The sequence below is a fragment of the Thioalkalivibrio thiocyanodenitrificans ARhD 1 genome (assembly GCF_000378965.1).
GTDB classification, from domain to species: Bacteria; Pseudomonadota; Gammaproteobacteria; order Ectothiorhodospirales; family Ectothiorhodospiraceae; genus Thioalkalivibrio_A; species Thioalkalivibrio_A thiocyanodenitrificans.
In genome coordinates this window covers 127480-148844 of the sequence record NZ_KB900536.1, presented here as the reverse complement: position 1 = coordinate 148844, position 21365 = coordinate 127480, and the positions used below count along the sequence as shown (strand labels likewise).

The 21365-nt window shown below is 64.7% G+C and carries 18 protein-coding genes; 12 read left to right on the top strand and 6 right to left on the bottom strand.

The features are described from left to right. Positions 1–23: 23 nt before the first annotated feature. Together fabZ and lpxA are read left to right on the top strand one after the other, a co-directional pair. On the top strand, positions 24–473 hold the full coding sequence (fabZ, locus tag THITHI_RS0100595; protein ID WP_408643084.1) for a 3-hydroxyacyl-ACP dehydratase FabZ: 450 nt from the start codon (positions 24–26) through the stop codon (positions 471–473). Next, positions 470–1264, top strand: coding sequence for an acyl-ACP--UDP-N-acetylglucosamine O-acyltransferase (gene lpxA, locus THITHI_RS0100590; protein WP_018231123.1), 795 nt, complete (start codon positions 470–472; stop codon positions 1262–1264). The genes fabZ and lpxA overlap by 4 nt, the downstream gene beginning before the upstream one ends. A 55-nt stretch (positions 1265–1319) precedes the next feature. Here lpxA and lpxB read toward each other — a convergent pair whose 3' ends face one another. Genes lpxB through THITHI_RS18220 form a run of 3 tightly spaced genes read right to left on the bottom strand, consistent with a single transcriptional unit; the run spans position 1320 to position 4600 of the window. Next, positions 1320–2501, bottom strand: coding sequence for a lipid-A-disaccharide synthase (lpxB, locus tag THITHI_RS0100585; protein ID WP_018231122.1), 1182 nt, complete (start codon positions 2499–2501; stop codon positions 1320–1322). Beyond that, positions 2488–3582, bottom strand: coding sequence for a DegT/DnrJ/EryC1/StrS family aminotransferase (locus tag THITHI_RS0100580; protein ID WP_018231121.1), 1095 nt, complete (start codon positions 3580–3582; stop codon positions 2488–2490). The genes lpxB and THITHI_RS0100580 overlap by 14 nt, the downstream gene beginning before the upstream one ends. Before the next feature lie 58 nt (positions 3583–3640). Next, entirely contained in the window at positions 3641–4600 is a 960-nt protein-coding gene (locus THITHI_RS18220; protein ID WP_051079895.1) for a Gfo/Idh/MocA family protein, read from the bottom strand. 208 nt (positions 4601–4808) lie between these two features. On the opposite strand from THITHI_RS18220, the gene rnhB reads away from it, so the two are divergent. From rnhB to tilS, 4 genes are all read left to right on the top strand, one after another. Then, positions 4809–5405 carry a ribonuclease HII gene (gene rnhB / locus THITHI_RS0100570; RefSeq protein ID WP_018231119.1) on the top strand — a complete coding sequence of 199 codons (597 nt, stop codon included), beginning with the start codon at positions 4809–4811 and terminating at the stop codon, positions 5403–5405. 193 nt (positions 5406–5598) lie between these two features. Continuing rightward, positions 5599–9087, top strand: a complete 3489-nt coding sequence (dnaE, locus tag THITHI_RS0100565; RefSeq protein WP_018231118.1) for a DNA polymerase III subunit alpha — start codon at positions 5599–5601, stop codon at positions 9085–9087. Between the two features lie 137 nt (positions 9088–9224). After that, positions 9225–10184, top strand: coding sequence for an acetyl-CoA carboxylase carboxyltransferase subunit alpha (locus THITHI_RS0100560; protein ID WP_018231117.1), 960 nt, complete (start codon positions 9225–9227; stop codon positions 10182–10184). 168 nt (positions 10185–10352) lie between these two features. Continuing rightward, the gene (tilS, locus tag THITHI_RS21070; protein WP_018231116.1) at positions 10353–11603 is read left to right on the top strand and encodes a tRNA lysidine(34) synthetase TilS; all 1251 of its coding nucleotides are present in this window, start codon (positions 10353–10355) and stop codon (positions 11601–11603) included. 396 nt (positions 11604–11999) lie between these two features. Here tilS and metK read toward each other — a convergent pair whose 3' ends face one another. The 3 genes from metK to THITHI_RS0100540 all read right to left on the bottom strand — a co-directional run bounded on the left by metK (position 12000) and on the right by THITHI_RS0100540 (position 14892). Continuing rightward, positions 12000–13169 (bottom strand): methionine adenosyltransferase, encoded by a 1170-nt coding sequence (gene metK, locus THITHI_RS0100550; protein ID WP_018231115.1) that lies wholly within the window; start codon positions 13167–13169, stop codon positions 12000–12002. 74 nt (positions 13170–13243) lie between these two features. Continuing rightward, positions 13244–14083, bottom strand: a complete 840-nt coding sequence (locus THITHI_RS0100545) for a methyltransferase domain-containing protein (protein WP_026185928.1) — start codon at positions 14081–14083, stop codon at positions 13244–13246. Between the two features lie 2 nt (positions 14084–14085). Beyond that, on the bottom strand, positions 14086–14892 hold the full coding sequence (locus THITHI_RS0100540; protein ID WP_018231113.1) for a glycine/sarcosine N-methyltransferase: 807 nt from the start codon (positions 14890–14892) through the stop codon (positions 14086–14088). A gap of 688 nt (positions 14893–15580) precedes the next feature. Here THITHI_RS0100540 and THITHI_RS0100535 point away from each other — a divergent pair. The 6 genes from THITHI_RS0100535 (at position 15581) to ispF (ending at position 21284) form a co-directional block, all read left to right on the top strand. Next, positions 15581–17224 carry a CTP synthase gene (locus THITHI_RS0100535; RefSeq protein ID WP_026185927.1) on the top strand — a complete coding sequence of 548 codons (1644 nt, stop codon included), beginning with the start codon at positions 15581–15583 and terminating at the stop codon, positions 17222–17224. A gap of 4 nt (positions 17225–17228) precedes the next feature. Continuing rightward, entirely contained in the window at positions 17229–18071 is an 843-nt protein-coding gene (kdsA, locus tag THITHI_RS0100530) for a 3-deoxy-8-phosphooctulonate synthase (protein WP_018231111.1), read from the top strand. A 170-nt stretch (positions 18072–18241) separates the two neighbouring features. Next, positions 18242–19522, top strand: a complete 1281-nt coding sequence (eno, locus tag THITHI_RS0100525; RefSeq protein WP_018231110.1) for a phosphopyruvate hydratase — start codon at positions 18242–18244, stop codon at positions 19520–19522. A 223-nt stretch (positions 19523–19745) separates the two neighbouring features. Continuing rightward, entirely contained in the window at positions 19746–20033 is a 288-nt protein-coding gene (ftsB, locus tag THITHI_RS0100520) for a cell division protein FtsB (RefSeq protein WP_018231109.1), read from the top strand. Continuing rightward, positions 20030–20728 carry a 2-C-methyl-D-erythritol 4-phosphate cytidylyltransferase gene (gene ispD / locus THITHI_RS0100515; RefSeq protein WP_018231108.1) on the top strand — a complete coding sequence of 233 codons (699 nt, stop codon included), beginning with the start codon at positions 20030–20032 and terminating at the stop codon, positions 20726–20728. Before ftsB ends, ispD begins: the two co-directional genes overlap by 4 nt. Before the next feature lie 67 nt (positions 20729–20795). Then, positions 20796–21284, top strand: coding sequence for a 2-C-methyl-D-erythritol 2,4-cyclodiphosphate synthase (gene ispF / locus THITHI_RS0100510; protein WP_269646186.1), 489 nt, complete (start codon positions 20796–20798; stop codon positions 21282–21284). Positions 21285–21365: the final 81 nt, after the last annotated feature.

Genomic DNA, 21365 nt, shown 5'->3' with positions numbered 1-21365 from the left:
AGGGGATCGAGACATTGGACTCCATGAGCATTCAAGAGGTAATGCGCTATTTGCCGCATCGTTACCCGTTCCTGCTGGTGGATCGTGTCACCGATTTCCGGCCCGGGGAATACCTGGAGGCCGTCAAGAACGTGAGCATCAACGAGCCGTTCTTTCAGGGTCATTTCCCCATTCGCCCGGTGATGCCCGGGGTCCTCATCATGGAGGCGCTGGCGCAGGCCACGGGCCTTCTGGCCTTCAAGACTCAGGAGGCCCGAAACGAAGGGCAGGAAAAGCAGCAACTCTACCTGTTCGTGGGGATCGACGAGGCCCGTTTCCGCCGCCAGGTGGAGCCGGGTGACCAGTTGCGCATGCGTGTCGACCTGGTCCGCGTGGTGCGCGGTATATGGAGATTCAAGGCCGAAGCGCGGGTTTCGGAGGAAGTGGTGGCCTCCGCCATTCTCATGTGCGCTGGGAAGGAGATCGAATTGTGATCGATCCCCGGGCGATCGTCGAGCCGGGTGCCCGAATCGCCGAGGAGGTGAGTATCGGTCCGTTTTCCGTCATCGGCCCGGATGTGAGCATCGGCCGCGGGACGCGCATTGGTCCCCATGTGGTCATTACCGGGCACACGGACATCGGGGAGGACTGCCGTGTGTATCAGTTCGCTTCCCTGGGTGAGGCGCCCCAGGACACTGGCTACAGGGACGAACCGACGCGGCTTGTGATCGGTGACCGGAACGTGATCCGGGAGTACGTGACCATCAGCCGTGGTACACCCAAGGGTGGTGGAGTGACCCGTGTCGGCCACGACAACCTGATCATGGCCTATGTGCACATTGCCCATGATTGCGAAGTCGGCGACCACACGACGCTTGCCAATGCCGCTTCCCTAGCCGGTCATGTGCAGGTGCAGGACCGGGCCATCCTGGGAGGGTTTACGCTGGTGCACCAGTTCTGCCGCATCGGTACCCATGCCTTCACCAGCATGGGCGCGGCGCTGAATCGGGATCTTCCCCCCTATACCCTGGCCTCGGGAAACTACGCCAGGGCGATCGGCATCAACAAGCTTGGGTTGAATCGCCGCGGATTTCCGCCTGACACCGTGCATGCCCTGCACCAGGCGTTCAGGCTGCTGGTGCGCGGCAGAGACCGCAAGGGTGGAATGGCGGCCGTCGAGGGTCTGGCGGCGCAGGTGCCGGAGGTGGCGCGTTTTGTCGAGTTCGTCAGGGAGAGCAAGCGCGGCATCGTGCGCACGGGGAAAAAGCACGGTTCCGAAGTGTAGTGGCAAGTCCAACCGGGCGGCGGATGGTGAAGGCCTTTGCCTCGCCGCAGGATCCTCACTCTTTACTTTGATCAAGTCCCCCTGTCTCGATAAGTTCGAGCGCCATCCTGGCCACGTTGTCCGATCCGCCGCCGCTGCCCAGTTTCTCCCGAATGACCCCCATACGTTCACGCATTGCCCGGGTATAGTCCGGATCCGTGAGCAGGTGTTCGATCTCGCCAGCGATATTCTCAGGGGTGGCATCGTTCTGTATGAATTCCGGCACCACCCGTTCGCCTGCCACGATATTGGCCAGTCCCACGTTTCTGATCAGGATCAGACGCTTGATGATGAAATAGGTGATCGGAGACACCCGGTAGAGAATGGCCATCGGAACACGCAGCAGGCCGGCCTCGAGGGTGGCGGTACCGGAGGCGATCATCAGCGCGTCGGCACTGTGCATGGCGTCATAGGTGCGACCGGCGATCTGAACGATGTTCAGCCGCGAGTCCATATGGGGAGCAACGTCACGTGCCACGTCGACGCCGGGGGCGAGCGGCATGATGAACTGCACGTCGGGGATGCGCGCACGTAACAGCCGGCCCGCCTCCATGATGAGGGGCAGGTGCCGGCTCAATTCCCCGCGGCGGCTGCCGGGCAGGATGCCCACGACCGGTGCCGCCTCGTCCAGACCGAACTCCCGGCGCAGGGTGCGGCAATCGGCGGAGGCACGCACCTCGTCCACCAGCGGGTTGCCCACGTAACGTACGGGAATGCCATGCCTGCGGTAGACCTCGGCTTCGAAGGGAAACAGGACAGCCATGGCGTCGATCACGCGGCCGATTCGCTTGACCCTTCGCGAGCGCCATGCCCAGACCTGCGGGCTCACGTAGAACAGCACCCTGATGCCCAACTGCTTGGCAGTGCGCGCGAGGCGAAGGTTGAATTCCACGTAATCCACCAGCACCAGCAGAGCGGGGCGGTCCCGCTGAAGCCGTGCGCGCAGTGTTGCCAGTGCCCGGCGGATGTCCCGGTAATGGACCAGCACCTCGACCAGGCCCACCACGGAAAGCCGGGTGCTGTCCACGAGAATCTCGACCCCGGCTGATCGCAGGGCGCTGCCCCCCATGCCCGAGAACCGCAGACCCGGATCCATGCGGCGCAGGGCGCGGACCATGTTGGCGGCATGCAGGTCGCCGGAGGCTTCGCCGGCCACCACCATTACATGAGCGCTGTTGTTGTCCTCAGCCGGCGACATCCCGGATCACGTCGGTGATGGTCACGATGTGTTCGTCCGGCATCTCCGGGTAGATTGGGAGGGAGATGCAGCGGGCGGTTACATCGTCGGTCACCGGCAGGGAGACCTGATCGCCCTGATGCGCGAAGGCCTTCTGCCGGTGCAGCGGGATGGGGTAATACACCGCGCAGGCGATCTGGCGGGCCTGCAGGGCCTTCATGATCTCGTCACGATGCTCCGAGAGGAGCGTGTACTGGTGGAACACGTGCCGACCGTAACCGTCCTCGCGGGGCGTGATGACGCCGCTCCCCCGCAGCAGTTCGTTGTAACGGTGCGCCACGCGGCGGCGCTGCCGGTTGAACTCGTCGATGTGGCGCAGCTTGATGCGCAGGATGGCTGCCTGGATCTCGTCCAGGCGGCTGTTGTAACCGATCATGTCATGGTGGTAACGCACCTGGCTGCCGTGGTTGCGGAGCGCGAGGATGCGCTCGGCGTACGAATCCGAGCGGGTGGTGATGAGCCCCCCGTCCCCGTAGCATCCGAGATTCTTGCTGGGAAAGAAACTGAAGCAGCCCAGCTCACCCATGGCGCCGGTCTGCGTGCCTTGCGCATCCGCCCCGAAGGACTGCGCGCAGTCCTCCACCAGCAGCAGTTCATGCGCTTCGCACAGCCTTCCGAGCAGGTCCATGCGCGCTGGCTGGCCGAACAGGTGCACCGGTAGTATGGCCCGGGTGCGCGCGGTGATTGCCGCCTCCACTTTCGCCGGATCGATGTTGAACGTTTCCGGATCGATGTCCGCGAATACCGGCGTGGCGCCCGTGTAGGCGATGGCTTCGGCCGTCGCGATGAACGTGAATGCGGTGGTGATTACTTCATCTCCGGGGCCGATGTCTGCGGCAGCCAGAGCCAGGTGCAGGGCGTCTGTGCCCGAGGCGCAGCCGATGGCGTGCTGCACGCCCAGATAGTTCGCGGTCTCCTGCTCCAGGGCCTTCACGTTCGGGCCGAGAATGAACTGCGTGTTTTCCAGCACCTCCGCGACGGCCGCATCGATCTCCGTCTTCAATCGGTGGTACTGAGTCTTCAGATCGACCATGGGGATCATGGAGTGTGTCGTCTCCTGCCGTGCCGTGTTCAGGTTTGCCGGGGGTGCGCGTCCGGCCTTAGCGGAGGATCTGTTTGTCCCGCAGAACCAGATCCGTGATGCGTATCGCGGTCTCCAGGGCCCGCTGGCCGTCTTCGCCGGTTACGATAACCGGCGCACCGTTCTGGATGGCGTCCAGAAAGGCGATGATCTCGGATCTGAGCGCATCGCTCTCCTCGAAGAAACTCTCCTCGCTGGTGATCTCCGGGATCCCCGGAAACATCTCCCCTTCACCCACCCGGTGCACTGCCAGGCCGCGGTTCTGGAAGTCCACGGAAATATAGGCGTTCTGCTGAAAGATGCGCATCTTGCGTTCCGTCTTCATGCTGACCCGGCTGGAGGTCACATTGGCCACGCAGCCGTTCTCGAACTCGATGCGCGCGTTGGCGATGTCGATGGCCTGCGAGAGCACCTGGGCCCCGCTGGCCGCCAGGGATTTCACCGGCGAGCGCACCATGTCCAGGATGATATCGATATCGTGGATCATCAGGTCCAGCACCACGTTCACATCGGTGGCCCGCGGCTTGAACGGTGCCAGGCGGTGGGACTCGATGAACAGCGGCGCCATCCTGCGGTCCGCGAGATCCATGAGCGCCGCATTGAAGCGTTCCAGGTGACCGACCTGCAGAATCAATCCTTTCTCCCGGGCGATGCGGTTGAGTTCAGCCGCCTGGCTCACCGTGGCGGTGATCGGTTTCTCGAGCAGCACATGGGTGCCGTGGTTCAGGAACTCCTGGGCGATCTTGAAGTGAAGCGTGGTGGGCACCGCGATACTCACCGCCTCCACACGTCCCAGCAGGTCCGCGTAGTCGGTGATGGCGCGGCAGTTGCAGTCGGCAGCCACGGAGGCCGCCTGCTGCGGGTTGGTATCAACCACGGCGATCAGTTCGGCATTGGGCAGGGCGGCGTATTTTTGGGCGTGGAACTTGCCGAGGTAGCCCACGCCGATAACGGCGCAACGCGTGCTGGACATGGATATTTCCGCAGATTTTCAATGTGTTGGGGCCGTCTCGCCCGACTTCGTCCCGGCCCCCCGGGCCTGTGATAGCATCTTGGGGTCAAAAGGGCGGGTTCAGGCGCCAGGAGGCCTGGATGCCGGCTGAGCACGCCTGGCGGGCCGAGTTCACGCGTGCCGTAGTTTACTTGAATTCCCGGGGGGATGCGTGGATCTGGATGCTTTGTCGGGGATGCCGGGGCTGGCCGGGGTGGATGAAGCGGGCCGGGGACCGCTGGCGGGCCCGGTGGTGGCGGCGGCGGTTATTCTGGATCCCCAGGCGCCCATCGACGGGCTCAGGGATTCCAAGAAGCTGAATGCCTCCCGGCGGGAATCCCTGGCCGACATGATCCGCGATCGTGCGGTGGCCTGGGCCATCGGCGTGTGCAGCCCCGGGGAGATCGATCGGATCAATATCCTGCAGGCCAGTCTGTTGGCCATGCGCCGGGCGGTCGAGGCGCTGGAGGTCTCTCCGGAACTGGCCCTGGTGGACGGCAACCGCTGTCCGGAGCTTTCCGTTCCGTCCCGGCCGGTGGTGAGGGGTGACAGCCTCGTGCCGGCCATCAGCGCGGCCTCCATCATCGCCAAGGTCTGTCGCGATGCCCTCATGCGGGATCTGGACTCGCTTCACCCGGGCTACGGTCTGGCCGACCACAAGGGTTATCCCACCCCCGTGCACCTGGACGCCCTGCAACGCCTCGGCCCCAGCGCCTGCCACCGCACCAGCTTTGCCCCCGTGCGCCGGGCGCTGGTGGCACGGCAGAGTCGTTTTGACTTGTCCGGGTCGTGAACGCGGAGATCGCGGAGATCTGGAGGGCGCAGAGAAATTTCTACATGGAATCACGACAGTGCAAGGGCGACCATGGAGGCGTGACATTGCAGCCACCATGAGCCTGGTCTGCCGCGACCACACAAGAACTCTGCGCCCTCTGCGTCTTTGCGATCTCCGCGTCACATTCATGAACCACGGTTGACTCCATAACATGACCGCAAGCTTCGTACATCTGCATCTGCATACCGAGTTCTCGCTGGTGGATGGCCTCGTACGCGTGGACCCGCTGGTGGAGGTGGTGCGCGAGGCGGGGATGCCGGCGGTGGCGGTGACCGATCAGGGCAATCTGTTCGGCATGGTCAAGTTCTACAAGGCCGCCCTGAAGGCCGGCATCAAGCCCATCGTGGGCGTGGATCTGTGGGTCTCCGCGCCCCAGTCCGGGGAAGCGCCGTCGCGGCTGGTGCTGCTGGCCCAGGACGAAGACGGCTATCGCAACCTGACCCGGCTCGTGTCCCGGGGTTACCTGGAGGGCCAGCGGGGCACGGATGCACCGGTGCTGGAGCGCGGCTGGTTTGAGGGCGCGAGCCGGGGGCTGATCGCATTGTCCGGCGGTCGCGAAGGGGAGGTGGGCCGGGCGCTCATGGGCAGCCAGCCCGGGTCGGCGGAGGCCCTGTGCGAGTACTGGGAAGGCCTGTTTCCCGGGCGCTTCTATCTCGAGGTCGGGCGCACCGGCCGGGAAGGCGAGGAGGACCATCTGCATGCCGCGGTGGACCTGGCCCAGGCCCGGTCCCTGCCGGTGGTGGCCACCAACGACGTGCGCTTCCTCCATGCTGCGGATTTCGATGCCCATGAGGCGCGGGTCTGCATCCACGACGGCCGCGTACTGGACGATCCCCGCAGGCCCCGCGACTACACCCCGCAGCAGTACCTGCGAACCCCCAGGGAGATGCAGGAATTGTTTGCCGATATCCCCGAGGCCCTGGAGAACTCGGTGGAGATCGCCCGGCGCTGCAACCTCTCCCTGACCCTGGGGGCTCCGGTGCTGCCCGAGTACCCCATCCCCGACGGCATGACCACGGACGATTACTTCCGCAAGGTTTCCCGGGAGGGTCTGGACCGGCGGCTGTCCGTGATTCTGGAAGGCGAGGCAGCAGACCGCGAGGGCCGTGAGCGTACCTATCGGGGGCGCCTGGATACGGAGCTGGACGTGATCTGCCAGATGGGTTTCCCCGGCTATTTCCTGATCGTGGCCGATTTCATCCAGTGGGCCAGAGACAACGCCGTTCCCGTGGGGCCGGGGCGCGGTTCCGGGGCGGGCTCCCTGGTGGCCTATGCCCTCGGGATCACCGATCTGGACCCGCTTCGCTACGATCTGCTGTTCGAGCGCTTCCTCAACCCGGAACGCGTCTCCATGCCCGACTTCGATATCGACTTCTGCATGGAGCGGCGCGACCGGGTGATCGACTACGTGGCGGAGCGCTACGGGCGTGAACGGGTCTCCCAGATCATCACCCACGGCACCATGGCGGCCAAGGCGGTGGTGCGTGATGCGGGCCGGGTGCTGGGCCATCCCTACGGTTTCGTGGACCGCATCGCCAAGCTGATCCCGTTCGAGATCGGCATGACGCTGGACAAGGCCCTGGAGCAGGAGGAGGAACTGCGCCGCCTCTACGAGGATGACGAAGAGGTAAGCGGGCTCATCGACCTGGCCCGCAAGCTGGAAGGTGTGGCCCGAAACGCCGGCAAGCACGCCGGCGGCGTGGTGATCGCCCCCTCCCGGCTGACCGATTTCTCGCCGTTGTACTGCGAGCCCGGGGGTCAGGGGGTGGTCACCCACTTCGACAAGGACGATGTGGAGGAAGTGGGCCTGGTGAAGTTCGACTTCCTGGGCCTTCGCACCCTGACGATCATCGACTGGGCGGTGCGCACCATCGATGCCCGGCGCGAAGCCGCCGGTGAGCCGCCCCTGGACATGAGCCGCATTCCGCTGGACGACCCTGACACCTTCGGGCTGCTCAAGCGCCAGGAGACCACGGCGGTCTTTCAGCTGGAATCCCGGGGCATGAAGGAACTCATCAAGCGCCTCCAGCCCGACAGTTTCGAGGAGATCGTGGCGCTGGTAGCCCTGTACCGCCCGGGGCCGCTGCAATCGGGCATGGTGGATGACTTCATCAACCGCAAGCACGGCCGTGCCCGGGTGGAGTACCCCCACCCGGATCTGGAGCCCATCCTCAAGCCCACCTACGGTGTCATCCTCTATCAGGAACAGGTGATGCAGATCGCCCAGGTACTGGCCGGCTACACCCTGGGTGGTGCCGACCTGCTGCGCCGCGCCATGGGCAAGAAGAAGCCCGAGGAGATGGCCCAACAGCGGGCGATCTTCCTGGAGGGCGCCACCGGCCGGGGTGTGGACGAGGCCACGGCCAGCTACATCTTCGACCTGATGGAGAAGTTCGCCGGCTACGGTTTCAACAAGTCCCATTCGGCCGCCTACGCACTGCTCTCCTACCAGACCGCCTGGCTCAAGCAGCACTATCCGTCCGCGTTCATGTCCGCGGTGCTCAGCGCCGACATGGACAATACCGACAAGGTGGTGAACCTGATCGAAGACTGCCGGTCCATGGACCTGACAGTGGTCCCGCCGGACGTCAACCGGTCCGGGTACCGTTTCAGCGTGGGTGACGATCACACGGTCATCTACGGTCTGGGGGCCATCAAGGGCGTCGGAGAGTCCGCCATCCAGGCCCTGATCGGCGCCCGGGAGGCGGGCGGGCCCTTCCGGAGTCTGGATGACCTGTGCATGCGGGCCGATCCCCAGAAGATCAACCGCCGCACACTGGAGGCGCTGATCCGTGCCGGCGCCCTGGACTCCATCGGACCCAATCGGGCCACGCTCATGGCGAATCTGCCCCGGGCCCTGTCCCGGGCGGAGCAGCAGCTGCGCAACGAGAGCCTGGGACAGGAGGACCTGTTCGGCGGCCCGGTGACCCCGGATGCCCCGGATTCTCCGGATGAGCAGCTTCCCGAATGGGATGAGGACCTGAGGCTCTCGGCGGAGAAGGAGACCCTGGGCCTGTATCTCACGGGGCATCCCATCGAGCGTTTTCGGACGGAACTGCTTGCAATCCAGAGCACACGGATCGCCGACCTGGTGGCGGAGGTGAGCGAACAGGCGCCGGGCGAGGGACGGCGGCGCCGGGACCAGTCCGCGATCGTGGCGGGCCTGATCATCAGCATCCGAACCCGCAACACGCAGACCGGGCGCATCGGTTTTGTCACCCTGGATGATCGCAGCGGACGGATCGAGGTGGGCCTGTTCGGAGACGATTTCAACCGTTTCCAGCACCTGCTCGTCAGGGACCGGTTGCTGGTAGTGCAGGGGCAGGCCGGGGTGGACGAGTTCAACGGCGGCGTACGCCTGCGGGCCCGCCAGGTCATGGATCTGGACGAGGCGCTGACCCGATGCGTGCAGGGTCTCGACCTGCGCATTCTGGGCCGTCCCGTGAACGGCCTGCTGGACGACCTCAAGGAGGCCCTGGCGCCCAGCCGGGAAGGCCGGTGCCCGGTGTACATCCACTTCCGGGATGACCGCATCCAGGCCTGTTACGAGCTGGGCGAGGCCTGGCGCGTGCGCCCCAGCGGCGAGCTGCTGGAACGGCTGCGCGGCGTGCTGGGCGCGGATGCGGTGGCGCTTCGCTGAAGTGCGAAGGGTGAACGGAAAATCGGGAAGTGAGGAGTGGATCTTCATTCCCACTTCCCGATTCGCACTTCGCACTTCAATAGGGTTAGAATCCCGGATTCCGCCGACCATGACCAATCCAGAACCGGCACTGTTATATGAATCCTGACTTTCTCGACTTTGAGCAGCCGATCGCCGAACTTGAGGCCAAGATCGAGGAACTTCGCTACGTGGGTGATGACGCCGAAGTCAACATCCATGACGAGATCTCCCGGCTGCAATCCAAGTGCACCTCGCTGACGGAGTCCATCTTCGCCAAGCTCAGCGCCTGGCAGGTGGCGCAACTGGCGCGCCATCCGCGACGGCCTTACACGCTGGATTACATTCAGCGCCTGTTCACGGACTTCGAGGAACTGCACGGCGATCGCAACTATGCGGACGATCCCGCAATCGTGGGGGGGCTGGCCCGGCTCGACGGTGAGCCGGTGATGGTCATCGGCCACCAGAAGGGCCGTGACACCAAGGAGAAGATCCGCCGCAACTTCGGCATGCCGCGCCCCGAGGGCTATCGCAAGGCCCTGCGGCTCATGCGTCTGGCCGAGCGCTTCCGCCTGCCGGTACTCACCTTCATCGACACCCCCGGGGCCTATCCGGGCGTGGGCGCCGAGGAGCGCGGCCAGAGCGAGGCCATTGCCAAGAACCTCCAGATCATGGCGGGCCTCCGCACGCCCGTGATCTGTACGGTGATCGGTGAGGGCGGTTCCGGCGGCGCGCTCGCCATCGGCGTCGGCGACCAGGTCATGATGCTCAAGTACAGCACCTATTCGGTGATCTCCCCCGAGGGATGTGCCTCCATCCTCTGGAAGAGTGCCGAGCGTGCGGCAGATGCTGCGGAGGCCCTGGGCATCACCTCCTCGCGCCTCAAGGAACTGGGGCTGATCGACACCATCGTTCCCGAACCCCTCGGCGGCGCCCATCGTGATCCCGCACAGATGGCCGACAACCTGCGCGACGCGCTGTCCGAATCCCTTCAGACCCTGCGCGCCATGGACACCGACCAGCTGCTGGAACGCCGTTACCAGCGCCTGATGGGGTATGGGCAGTTCAAGGAAGGATGAATTCAAGTAGGAGGTGGGAATTGGGAAGTGAGAAGGTCCCTGCGCAACCCTCCCTCGTGCTGTGGGGGAGGGTCGGGGTGAGGGTCGTTTTATTCGCCCTTCCCAGTTCCCACTTCTCACTTCACTTCGCACTTCTCTGACTTCCCGCTTCGTACTTCGAGTTCGAAGATGCACGATGCCCTATACGACACCCTGAAGCGTCTCCCTCCCGCCCCCCGCTACCTCGTCGCCTACAGCGGCGGTCTCGACTCCCATGTGCTGCTCCATGCCCTGGCCGCGCTTCGCGGCGAGGGGTTTCCCGAGGTTCGCGCGCTGCATGTGCACCATGGGCTGAGCCCGCAGGCCGAACGCTGGGTGAGCCATTGCCGGGGCGTGTGCGATTCCCTGGGGGTACCGCTGGAGGTCCTGTATGTGGATGCCCGTGGGGCGGAGGGGGAAAGTCCCGAGGCGGCAGCGCGCTCGGCCCGGTACCAGGCATTCAAGGACAGGCTTTTGCCGGGCGACGGGCTGCTCACGGCCCACCACCGGCGTGATCAGGCCGAGACCCTGCTGTTGCAGTTGCTGCGCGGCGCGGGGCCCGCGGGCCTTGCCTCCATGCCTCTATGGCAGCCGCTGGGTGCCGGATGGCACGGCCGGCCGCTGCTCGATGTCTCCCGGGGCCGGCTGGAGGCCCATGCCCGGACTCATGGTCTGCGCTGGATCGAGGATGACAGCAATCTGGATACCCGCTTCGATCGTAACCTGTTGAGATGTCATGTCATGCCCGCGCTTCGCGAGCGCTGGCCGGCCCTGGACGAGACCCTGGCCCGGGCGGCAGGGCATCAGGCAGAGGCCTTGGCGCTGCTGGGCGACCTGGCGCGCCAGGACCTGGAGGGCCTTCGGGGCGAAACGCCCGGCACGTTGTCGGTCGTCGCGCTCACGGTCCTGCGCCCGGCCCGTATCCGCAATGTCCTGCGCTTCTGGCTCATGGAGAAGGGGCTGCCCCTGCCGTCCCTGGCACGCCTCCAGAGCGTACTGGACGATGTCCTGACCGCGGGCGCCGACACCACCCCTTGCGTTGTCTGGGATGGCGCACAGATTCGCCGATATCGGGATGCGCTCCACGCCATGGTGCCCCCGGCCAGACACGATCCGCGCCAGCATTTGCGTTGGGACGGCAAGAGCGATCTCCCGATCCCGTCTCTCGGGGTGGTGCTCACGCCCGACTGGCTGCGAGGCCAGGGCGTGACGCCTGAAACGAACGAGTCTTTCACGGTCAGCTTCCGTCAAGGCGGCGAGACCCTGCGCCTCCGGGGCAGGACCCGGGAACTCAAGAAGCTGATGCAGGAGCGCGGGGTGCCTCCGTGGGAGCGGGAACGGATCCCCCTGGTGTACCGGGGTGAGACACTCGTCGCCGTGTTCTGGCCGGGAGATGGATAGCCGTCAGGGACTCAGGAGCACTGACACAGACCGCAGGACGGGCAAAGCGCAGCGTGCCCATGCGGATGGCTTGAGGAGTGAGTGGGACCGTAGGACGGGCAAAGCGCAGCGTGCCCATGCGGATGCCGGCTTGAACGAGTGAGGGAGTCAGCAACGAGCGAAAGGCGACTGGTGACGGGTACGAGTGACAAGTGACAGGCCCCGTCCCGCTCCGCCCTTCCGCATGGGCACGCTGCGCTTTGCCCATCCTACCGGGATGCCGGCCCCCCGGCAGCGAGGGGTGAGAGGTATTGGCGGGTGGCGGGTGACGGAGTAATGGTTTCGTTCATCCCTCCACCTTCATCCCTCCACCTTCAAAAAAGGCGGCCAACCGGCCGCCTTTTTTCTGACCCTCCGTCAGGAGGCCTTGCGTCCCTTGGCCGCTTCGGCCAGTTCCTTGGCCTTGTTCGTGCGTTCCCAGGTCACGTCCAGATCCTCACGACCGAAGTGGCCGTAGGCGGCCGTGGGCCGGTAGATGGGACGCTCCAGGTCGAGCATGGTGAGGATGCCGTAGGGGCGCAGGTCGAAGTGCTCGCGCACCAGGGCGGTGAGGGTCTGCTCGTCCACTTTGCCGGTACCGAAGGTTTCCACGGCAATGGATGTGGGCTCGGCCACGCCGATGGCGTAGGAGACCTGCACCTCGCAGCGCGAGGCCAGCCCCGCGGCCACGATGTTCTTGGCGACGAAACGACAAGCGTATGCGGCGGAGCGGTCCACCTTGGAGGGGTCCTTTCCGGAGAAGGCGCCGCCCCCGTGACGGGCCATGCCGCCGTAGGTGTCCACGATGATCTTGCGCCCGGTGAGACCGGCGTCGCCCAGGGGGCCACCGGTGACGAACCGGCCGGTGGGGTTGATGTGGTAACGGGTGTCCTTGTGGAGCTTGTCGCCCAGCACCGGCTTGATGATCTCCTCCATGACGGCCTCGTGCAGATCCTTCTGTTCGATCTCGGGGGCGTGCTGGGTGGAGAGCACCACGGCATCCACGGTGGTGGCGCGTCCGTTCTCGTAACGGAAGCTCACCTGGCTCTTGGCGTCCGGGCGCAGCCAGGGCAGCGTGCCGTTTTTGCGCACTTCGGACTGGCGGCGTACCAGGCGATGTGCGAAGTGGATGGGCGCGGGCATGAGCACCTCGGTCTCGTCACAGGCGTAGCCGAACATCAGGCCCTGGTCGCCGGCGCCCTGCTCCTCCGGACGGGAGCGATCCACGCCCTGGTTGATGTCCGCCGACTGTTCGCCCAGCAGGTTCATCACCGCACAGGTGTCCGCGTCGAAACCCATCTCGGAACTGGTGTAGCCGATGTCACGCACCACGTCGCGCACGATCTTCTCAAGCTCCACCGTGGCGCTGGACTTCACCTCTCCGCCCACGGCCACTACGCCGGTGGTGCAGAAGGTTTCGGCGGCCACGCGGGCCTTGGGATCCTGGGCCAGATAGGCGTCCAGGATGGCGTCGGAGACCTGGTCGCAGAGCTTGTCCGGGTGGCCCTCGGACACGGACTCCGAGGTAAACAGGTAGGATTTGTTCATGGTTGCTCCTTGGTTTGAATGGGGTTTGAGACATTCACCCGGCCGGCGCGGGCCGGGTGATGTCGAGATGGGTATCAGGCGGGCTTGCGGAAACGGAAGATGCCCCAGGTGAGGTGGCCGTTTCGGCCGCCTTCGATCCAGTGGCCGAGGCCCTTCTTCATGCGCTGAATGTACTCCTCCGAGATCTCGCCCTTGAGCGAGTCTTCCTTCGCCTCGGTCTCGCGCAGCACCCGGCCGTAGTGGCGGGGCAGCTGTTCGGCGTGTTCCTCGAAGCCGATCTCCTCGAGACCTTCCGCGGCACAGGCCTCGCGATAGAAGGAAGGAGAGCCCAGGGTGTCCAGGTGGATGCGCGCCAGGATGGGTTCCAGCACGCCCTCGGGGCAGTCGTCGGTCTGCATGGGATCGGTGAAGATGAAGACACCGCCCGGTTTGAGCAGACGCGCCACCTCCTTGATGACCTGCCGGCGATTGCCGCTGTGCAGGATGGCGTCCTGGGACCAGACCACGTCGAAGCTGGCATCCGGATAGGGCACGGATTCGAAGCTGCCGTCCACCACCTCGATCAGCTTGTCCAGGTGATGGGCGCGGGTCTTCTCCCGGTTGCGCTCGTTCTCCACCTCGCTGAGGTTCAGTGCCACCACCCGGCAGCCGAAGGTGCTGGCGAGGTAGCGGGCCGAGCCGCCATAGCCGGCGCCCAGGTCCAGGATATGCATGTCGGAGGACGGTTCGCCAAGCAGATCACCCATGTGGGCCACCGTGCGGCGGCTGGCGTCGAAGATGGGTTCGTCGTCGGACTCGTAGAGCCCCACATGAATGTCCTCGCCGCCCCATACCCGGTGATAGAACGTGTCGGCGTCGTCACTGTTGTAATACTCGCGTGCGGTTGCTACCGCGCCGGTGTAGTTCTGGGTCATGTTCATTCCTCCCGATACTGTTTCTCGGCAACATGAATGAAAAAGTCCGGTTCGGCTTCACGGTAGGTTTCCTTGAAGTCGCCGAAGGTTTCGATGTGCTGGAAGCCCACCTCGCGCATCAGGCGGCGTACGTAGGCCTTGCGCAGCGGGTACATGTTCAGGTGGTAGACGGACTTGTCCGGAAAACTGTACTGGAAGCGGGCGAGACCCTCGTCCATGTACTCGGGCTTCACCTCCACGTTGTCGCCGCAGTAGTAGAAGGTATGCGTGCTGGAGTAGCCGTGATCCAGGATGGAATCGTAGTTGCGCTGATCGAGGATCAGCACCCCGTCATGGTTGAGCGCGGAGTAGAACTCGGCCAGGGTCTTGCGGCGGTCATTCTCGTTGAACAGGTGCGTGAAGGAGTTGCCCAGACAGACGATGGCGTCGAAGCGCCCGTGTACGTCCCGGTTGAGCCAGCGCCAGTCTGACTGGATGGTGCGCAGGATGTGCCCGCGGCGGCGCCCGTTCTCGAAGGCTTTGGCGAGCATCTCGGCGCTGCCGTCGGCACTGACCACGTCGAAGCCGGCCTCGACCAGTTGGACGGAGTGAAAGCCCGTGCCGGTGGCGACGTCCAAGATGCGTTGTGCGCCACGTTCCTTGAGGGTGCGGATAAAGAAATCACCCTCACTGGCCTTGCGGCTGTCCCAGTCGATGAGCTCGTCCCACTTGTCCACGAACGACTTGACGTACTCGTGTTGGTAGTGCTCGGTATCGCGGACCTCTGTGGGGGCGTCGCCGAATTCCTGCTGTTTGACTGTGGATGACATGGCTGTCCTACCTCGTTGAACTGGCTCGAAGGATGAATCGGCGGCACCCGGATGGCCCGGATGTCACCGGTATCACGGTTTTCCGCCGTGGCGCCGGTTGCTGCCGCCACGGGGCTGGTGTTTCGTGGGCGGCTGTGCCGCCGTTGTCGGTATCGCGTTTGAGTTTGTCAGCGATGAGGTCTGACGGCCCGGCCCTGCGGACTGTGACCTCACGGGGCGCCGGGTTCCGGGGCCCCGTTGGATGGGCCGGATGCATGGTCCGGACCCTGATGTGACGACGTGCGCCCGGATACTGCCGGACCACTTCAGTTGTCCCCTGCGGGATGGTACCGAGCCTGGAGCCGATTTCCCGGCGGCTCCCACGGTCTGGCAGGATCACCCGCAGCCGGTCCCTGGGTGGCCACCCGGCCACGGGCCGGACGGTGATCTCTTATTTACCATGTGGGAGTCCGGGCCAGATTGCAAGGCCCGGGGTCTCAACATGAAGGATCTCCGGGTCGGAAACGCGGGCCCGGAGTCATCGGCGAAAGGCGCGCAATCACCGTGTTGGGGCGCCCCCGAGCCGATGTTGCGGTGCATGGTCCGGGCACCTGGCCGGTTCATGCGCAATTGAGTGAACAGCCCGGATTTGCTAAGCTTTGGGCCCGTCTCGTGCCGCCGGGCCGGTTCACTCGCCAAGAGTCAATTCATGACGCGATATGTGTTTATTACAGGGGGTGTCGTCTCCTCCCTGGGCAAGGGTATTGCATCCGCATCGCTGGCGGCCATTCTGGAGGCCCGGGGCCTCAAGGTCACGCTGCTGAAGCTGGATCCCTATATCAACGTGGATCCGGGCACCATGAGTCCCTTCCAGCACGGCGAGGTCTTTGTCACCGAGGACGGGGCCGAGACGGACCTTGATCTGGGCCACTACGAGCGCTTCGTGCGCATCAAGACGGGCCGCCGCAACAACTTCACCACCGGGCAGATCTACGAGAACGTGATCCGCAAAGAGCGCCGTGGTGACTATCTCGGCGGCACGGTGCAGGTGATCCCGCATATCACCGACGAGATCAAGCGCAGCATCCGTGAGGGTGCCGAAGGCGCCGATATCGCCCTGGTGGAGATCGGCGGCACGGTGGGCGACATCGAGTCACTGCCGTTTCTGGAAGCCATCCGCCAGATGGGCGTGGAGATGGGCCATGAGAATGCGCTGTTCATCCACCTGACCCTGGTGCCGTACATCGCCGCAGCCGGCGAGATCAAGACCAAGCCGACCCAGCACTCGGTCAAGGAACTGCGCTCCATCGGCATCCAGCCGGACGTGCTGCTGTGCCGCGCCAATCAGCCGCTGCCGGAAGGCGAACGGCGCAAGATCGCCCTGTTCACCAACGTGGAGGAGAAGGCGGTCATCTCCGCGGTGGACGTGGACAACATCTACAAGATTCCCCTGTGGCTGCACGCCCAGAAGCTGGACGAGATCGTCCTGCGCAAGCTGCATATCGAGGCCCCGTCGGCCGATCTCTCCGACTGGAAGCATGTGGTCAACGCCATGGAGTTTCCGGAGTCGGAGGTCACCGTCGGGATGGTGGGCAAGTACGTGGATCTCACCGAGTCGTACAAGTCGCTCAACGAGGCACTGACACACGCGGGCATCCATACCGGCACCAAGGTCAATATCCGTTACGTGGACTCCGAGAAGATCGAGAACGAGGGCACCGCCTGCCTCGACGGACTGGATGCCATCCTGGTGCCGGGGGGGTTCGGCGAGCGTGGCGTGGAGGGCAAGATTGCCGCGGTACGCCACGCTCGGGAGAACGGCATCCCCTACCTGGGCATCTGCCTGGGCATGCAGGTGGCGGTGATCGAGTTCGCGCGCCACGTGGCAGGGCTCGACGATGCGCACAGCACCGAGTTCCGGCCCCATACCCCGCATCCGGTGATCGCGCTCATCACGGAATGGAAGGATCGCGACGGCCGGCTCGAGCAGCGCACGGAGGATTCCGATCTGGGCGGCACCATGCGCCTTGGCGGACAGGTCTGCCACCTGACGCCGGGCACCCTGGCGCATCGGTGCTACGGACGCGACGACATTACCGAGCGCCACCGTCACCGTTACGAGTTCAACAACGGTTACCTGGACACCCTGAGCGCGGCAGGCCTGGTGATCTCCGGCCGCTCCGCCGACGGCACCCTCGTGGAAGTGGTGGAACTCAATGACCATCCATGGTTCCTGGGTTGCCAGTTCCACCCGGAGTTCACCTCCACGCCCCGGGATGGACACCCCCTGTTTGCCGGGTTCATCCGTGCTGCGCGCGCCCAGCACGAGAAGACCCAGACCAAGAGCGACTGAATTCATGAAATTGTGTCATTTCCAGGCGGGTCTCGATCACCCGGTGTTTCTCATTTCCGGTCCCTGCGTGATCGAAAGCGAACAGCTTGCCCTGGAGACTGCCGGCCGGCTTAAGGAGATCACCGACCGGGCGGGCATTCCCTTCATCTACAAGTCCTCCTTCGACAAGGCCAACCGCTCCTCGACCAGGAGCTTCCGCGGCCTTGGGCTGGAAGAGGGTCTGCGCATCCTGGAGGCCGTGAAGCGGCAGATCGGCGTGCCGGTGCTCACCGATGTGCACGAGGACACGCCCCTTGAGGAAGTGGCCTCCGTGGTGGATGTACTGCAGACGCCGGCATTTCTCTGTCGGCAGACGAATTTCATCCAGAACGTGGCCCGTCAGGGCCGGCCCGTCAATATCAAGAAGGGCCAGTTCCTGGCCCCCTGGGACATGGCCAACGTAGTGGACAAGGCGCGGGAGACGGGCAATGAACAGATCATGGTCTGCGAGCGCGGAGTGTCCTTTGGCTACAACACCCTGGTTTCCGACATGCGCGGGCTGGCGGTGATGCGCGAGACCGGCTGTCCCGTGGTGTTCGACGCCACCCATTCCGTGCAGCAGCCCGGGGGGCGGGGTACCAGTTCCGGAGGGCAGCGGGAGTTCGTTCCCGTCCTGGCCCGGGCAGCGGTAGCCTCGGGCGTCGCGGGCCTGTTCATGGAAACCCATCCCGACCCGGAAAAGGCGCTCTCCGACGGCCCCAACGCCTGGCCGCTGCCGCTGATGGAAGAACTGCTGGTCACGCTCAAGACCCTGGATGACACCGTCAAGCGCCAGGGTTTTATTGAGTCAAGTTTCTTGAACAAATGAACGGACAGGATGAACAGGATTTTTCAGGATTAACAGGATGTAAGAACCATGGAAAGTTCAGGCAGGATTTACACGATTGCAAGAACGGCTCTTTGAATCCTGTAAATCCTGTTCATCCTGTCCATTCATAATCAGATTCCAAACCTGAAGATCCAGAGGATTCACCGACCATGTCCGAGATCGTCGACATTCACGGCCGCGAGATCATTGATTCCCGCGGCAACCCCACCGTGGAGGCCGAAGTCACCCTGGCTTCCGGCGCCCGCGGCCGGGCGGCGGTGCCGTCCGGCGCCTCCACCGGCGCGCGGGAGGCCATCGAGCTGCGTGACGGCGATGCGCGGTACGGGGGCAAAGGTGTGCGCAAGGCCGTCTCCCATGTGAACGGGGAAATCCGCGAGGCGTTGCTGGGCATGAAGGCCACCCAACTCGCGGCCGTGGATGAACGCATGATCGAACTGGACGGTACACCCAACAAGAGCCGTCTGGGTGCCAACGCCCTGCTGGCGGTCTCCATGGCCACTGCACACGCCAACGCCGCCGACGCCGGGCAGGCCCTGTACCGTCACCTGGGCGGCGAGCAAGCGGTGACCCTGCCCGTGCCCATGATGAACATCGTCAACGGCGGGGCCCACGCCGACAACAGCGTGGATATGCAGGAGTTCATGATCCTGCCGGTGGGCGCCGATTCCATCGCCGAGGCCGTGCGCTATGGTGCCGAGGTGTTTCATGCGCTCAAGAAGGTGCTCAACGCCCGGGGGGCGTCCACCTCCGTGGGTGACGAGGGCGGTTTCGCGCCGGACCTGCCTTCCAACGAGGCGGCCATCGAGGTGATCCTGGAGTCCATCGAACTGGCGGGGTTCAAGGCGGGTGAAGAGATCTGGTTGGGGCTCGACTGCGCCAGTTCGGAGTTCCACAAGGATGGAAAGTACGTGCTGGAATCCGAGGGCCGCAGTTTCGAGCCAGCGGCGTTTGTCGACCACCTGGCCGGCTGGGTGGATCAGTATCCGATACTCACCATCGAGGACGGCATGGCCGAGGACGACTGGGACGGCTGGGCGCTGCTTACGGAGAAGCTGGGCCGCCGGGTTCAGCTGGTGGGTGACGACCTGTTCGTCACCAACACCGGAATCCTGAAGGAAGGGATCGACAGGCGCATCGCCAACTCCATCCTCATCAAGCTCAACCAGATCGGCACGGTCACCGAGACGCTGGCCGCCATCCGCATGGCCCACGATGCCGGGTACACCGCCGTCATCTCCCACCGCTCCGGCGAGACCGAGGACGTCACCATTGCCGACCTCTCCGTGGCCACAGGGGCCGGCCAGATCAAGACAGGCTCCCTGTCCCGATCGGACCGCGTGGCCAAGTACAACCAGCTCATCCGCATCGAGGAGGCCCTGGGCAGCGCCGCGAAATACGCCGGGCGGGGTGCTTTCAGGCAGTTGGGATGAGGGTGGAAAGGAACCGCGACGCAAAGACGCGATGGCGCAAAGGAACGCAAAGACTTCTTGTCGTTAAAGGCAGATACAAGCGGATATGCGAGCAGTGATTATCCCAAAATTCCGCAGACCGCTCTATTCTTCATTAACCCTTTGCGCCATTGCGTCTTTGCGTCGGGGTACTTTTGCCCATGCCCAATGGATCCCCCGCGCATCTGGGTTACACTAACCGCCCATGAAGTGGCTGACCGGATTGCTGGTGGTGCTGTTGCTGGGGCTGCAGTACAAGCTGTGGATCGGCGAGGGCAGTGTCGCCGAGGTGTGGCAGCTTCGTCAGGCCCTGGAGACCCAGCGTGCCGAGAACGAGGAACTGCGCACCCGCAATGCCGCCCTGGATGCGGAGGTCACCGACCTCAAGACAGGCCTGGACGCCATCGAGGAGCGGGCCCGGCGCGACCTGGGTATGATCCGTCGCGATGAGATCTTCTTCCAGGTGGTCGAGCAGACCGGCGACGCCCGATGACCGCATCCCCCGCCTTCTGGGCCGTGATCCCCGCAGCCGGGGTGGGCCGTCGCATGGGAGCCGACCGTCCCAAGCAGTATCTGGAACTGGCCGGCCGGACGGTGCTGGAACACACCCTTGACGTGTTCATTCATCACCCGCGCATCACCGGACTCGCCGTGGCCATCGGCGCAGATGATCCGTTCTACGAGACCCTGCGGGTGCGTACGGACAGGCCGCTGCTCATCGTGCACGGCGGCGAGGAGCGCTGCCACTCGGTGCTCAACGCCCTGCATGCGCTCAAGGGCCAGGCGGCGGCCGATGACTGGGTGCTGGTCCATGACGCGGTGCGCCCTTGCCTGGGCAGAGACGACCTGGATCGCCTGTTGGACAGACTGGCCGACGACCTGGTGGGCGGCCTGCTGGCCACCCCGGTGAGTGACACCCTGAAGCGTTCGGATGACGGTGGCCGGGTGACGGACACCGTGGATCGCAGTCACCTGTGGCGTGCCTTCACGCCGCAGATGTTTCGTCTGGGGATGCTCACGAAAGCGCTGGAATCGGCCCTGTCCGAAGGCGCGCTGGTGACCGACGAGGCTTCCGCCATGGAACGCGCCGGCCATGCTCCGCGCCTCGTGGAAGGCAGCCCGGCCAACATCAAGATCACCAGCCCGGCCGATCTGGCGCTGGCGGAGTTCTTTCTGGGGCAGCGTTGAGTCAAGGCGAAGGGTTTTCCGCAGAGGGTCTCGACGGCGAGAACCTCTTTCGAACCAGGAGCCGACCATTATGAACATCCGCATCGGACACGGCTACGATGTGCACGCCTTCAGAGACGGGGACCATCTGGTCCTGGGCGGGGTGTGCATCCCGCACACCCGCGCCTTCGCCGCCCACTCCGACGGCGACGTGCTGATCCACGCCCTGTGCGACGCCCTGCTGGGCGCAGCGGCGCTGGGCGACATTGGCCGGCACTTCCCCGACACGGATCCGGCCTACAAGGGTGCCGACAGCCGGGTGCTGCTGCACCGGGTGGCGGAACTCATCCGGGATCAGGGTTACCGGGTGGGAAACGTGGACGCCACGATCATCGCTCAGGCGCCGAAGATGGCCCCCCACATCGAGGCCATGCGCGCCAATCTGGCGGACGATCTGGGCGTGGCCCTGGACCGGGTCAGCGTCAAGGCCACCACCACCGAGCGCCTCGGTTTCCCCGGCCGGGAGGAGGGCATCGCGGCCCATGCGGTGGTCCTGATCGAAGGGGTGACGGGGTAAGGCGGGTTTTTGGCCACAGAGGGCACAGAGGGCACAGAGGAAAAGTCATCGCATCCGGTTCTCGGGGGGCGTAATCCGCTC

Coding starts and splice junctions, on each gene's coding strand:
- metK (WP_018231115.1), bottom strand. CDS start 13,169: ATGAACAAATCCTACCTGTTTACCTCGGAGTCCGTGTCCGAGGGCCAC.
- rnhB (WP_018231119.1), top strand. CDS start 4,809: ATGCCGGGGCTGGCCGGGGTGGATGAAGCGGGCCGGGGACCGCTGGCG.
- eno (WP_018231110.1), top strand. CDS start 18,242: ATGTCCGAGATCGTCGACATTCACGGCCGCGAGATCATTGATTCCCGC.
- tilS (WP_018231116.1), top strand. CDS start 10,353: ATGCACGATGCCCTATACGACACCCTGAAGCGTCTCCCTCCCGCCCCC.
- lpxB (WP_018231122.1), bottom strand. CDS start 2,501: ATGTCGCCGGCTGAGGACAACAACAGCGCTCATGTAATGGTGGTGGCC.
- ispD (WP_018231108.1), top strand. CDS start 20,030: ATGACCGCATCCCCCGCCTTCTGGGCCGTGATCCCCGCAGCCGGGGTG.
- THITHI_RS0100545 (WP_026185928.1), bottom strand. CDS start 14,083: ATGACCCAGAACTACACCGGCGCGGTAGCAACCGCACGCGAGTATTAC.
- kdsA (WP_018231111.1), top strand. CDS start 17,229: ATGAAATTGTGTCATTTCCAGGCGGGTCTCGATCACCCGGTGTTTCTC.
- ftsB (WP_018231109.1), top strand. CDS start 19,746: ATGAAGTGGCTGACCGGATTGCTGGTGGTGCTGTTGCTGGGGCTGCAG.
- THITHI_RS0100560 (WP_018231117.1), top strand. CDS start 9,225: ATGAATCCTGACTTTCTCGACTTTGAGCAGCCGATCGCCGAACTTGAG.
- THITHI_RS0100535 (WP_026185927.1), top strand. CDS start 15,581: ATGACGCGATATGTGTTTATTACAGGGGGTGTCGTCTCCTCCCTGGGC.
- fabZ (WP_408643084.1), top strand. CDS start 24: ATGAGCATTCAAGAGGTAATGCGCTATTTGCCGCATCGTTACCCGTTC.
- THITHI_RS0100540 (WP_018231113.1), bottom strand. CDS start 14,892: ATGTCATCCACAGTCAAACAGCAGGAATTCGGCGACGCCCCCACAGAG.
- THITHI_RS0100580 (WP_018231121.1), bottom strand. CDS start 3,582: ATGATCCCCATGGTCGATCTGAAGACTCAGTACCACCGATTGAAGACG.
- dnaE (WP_018231118.1), top strand. CDS start 5,599: ATGACCGCAAGCTTCGTACATCTGCATCTGCATACCGAGTTCTCGCTG.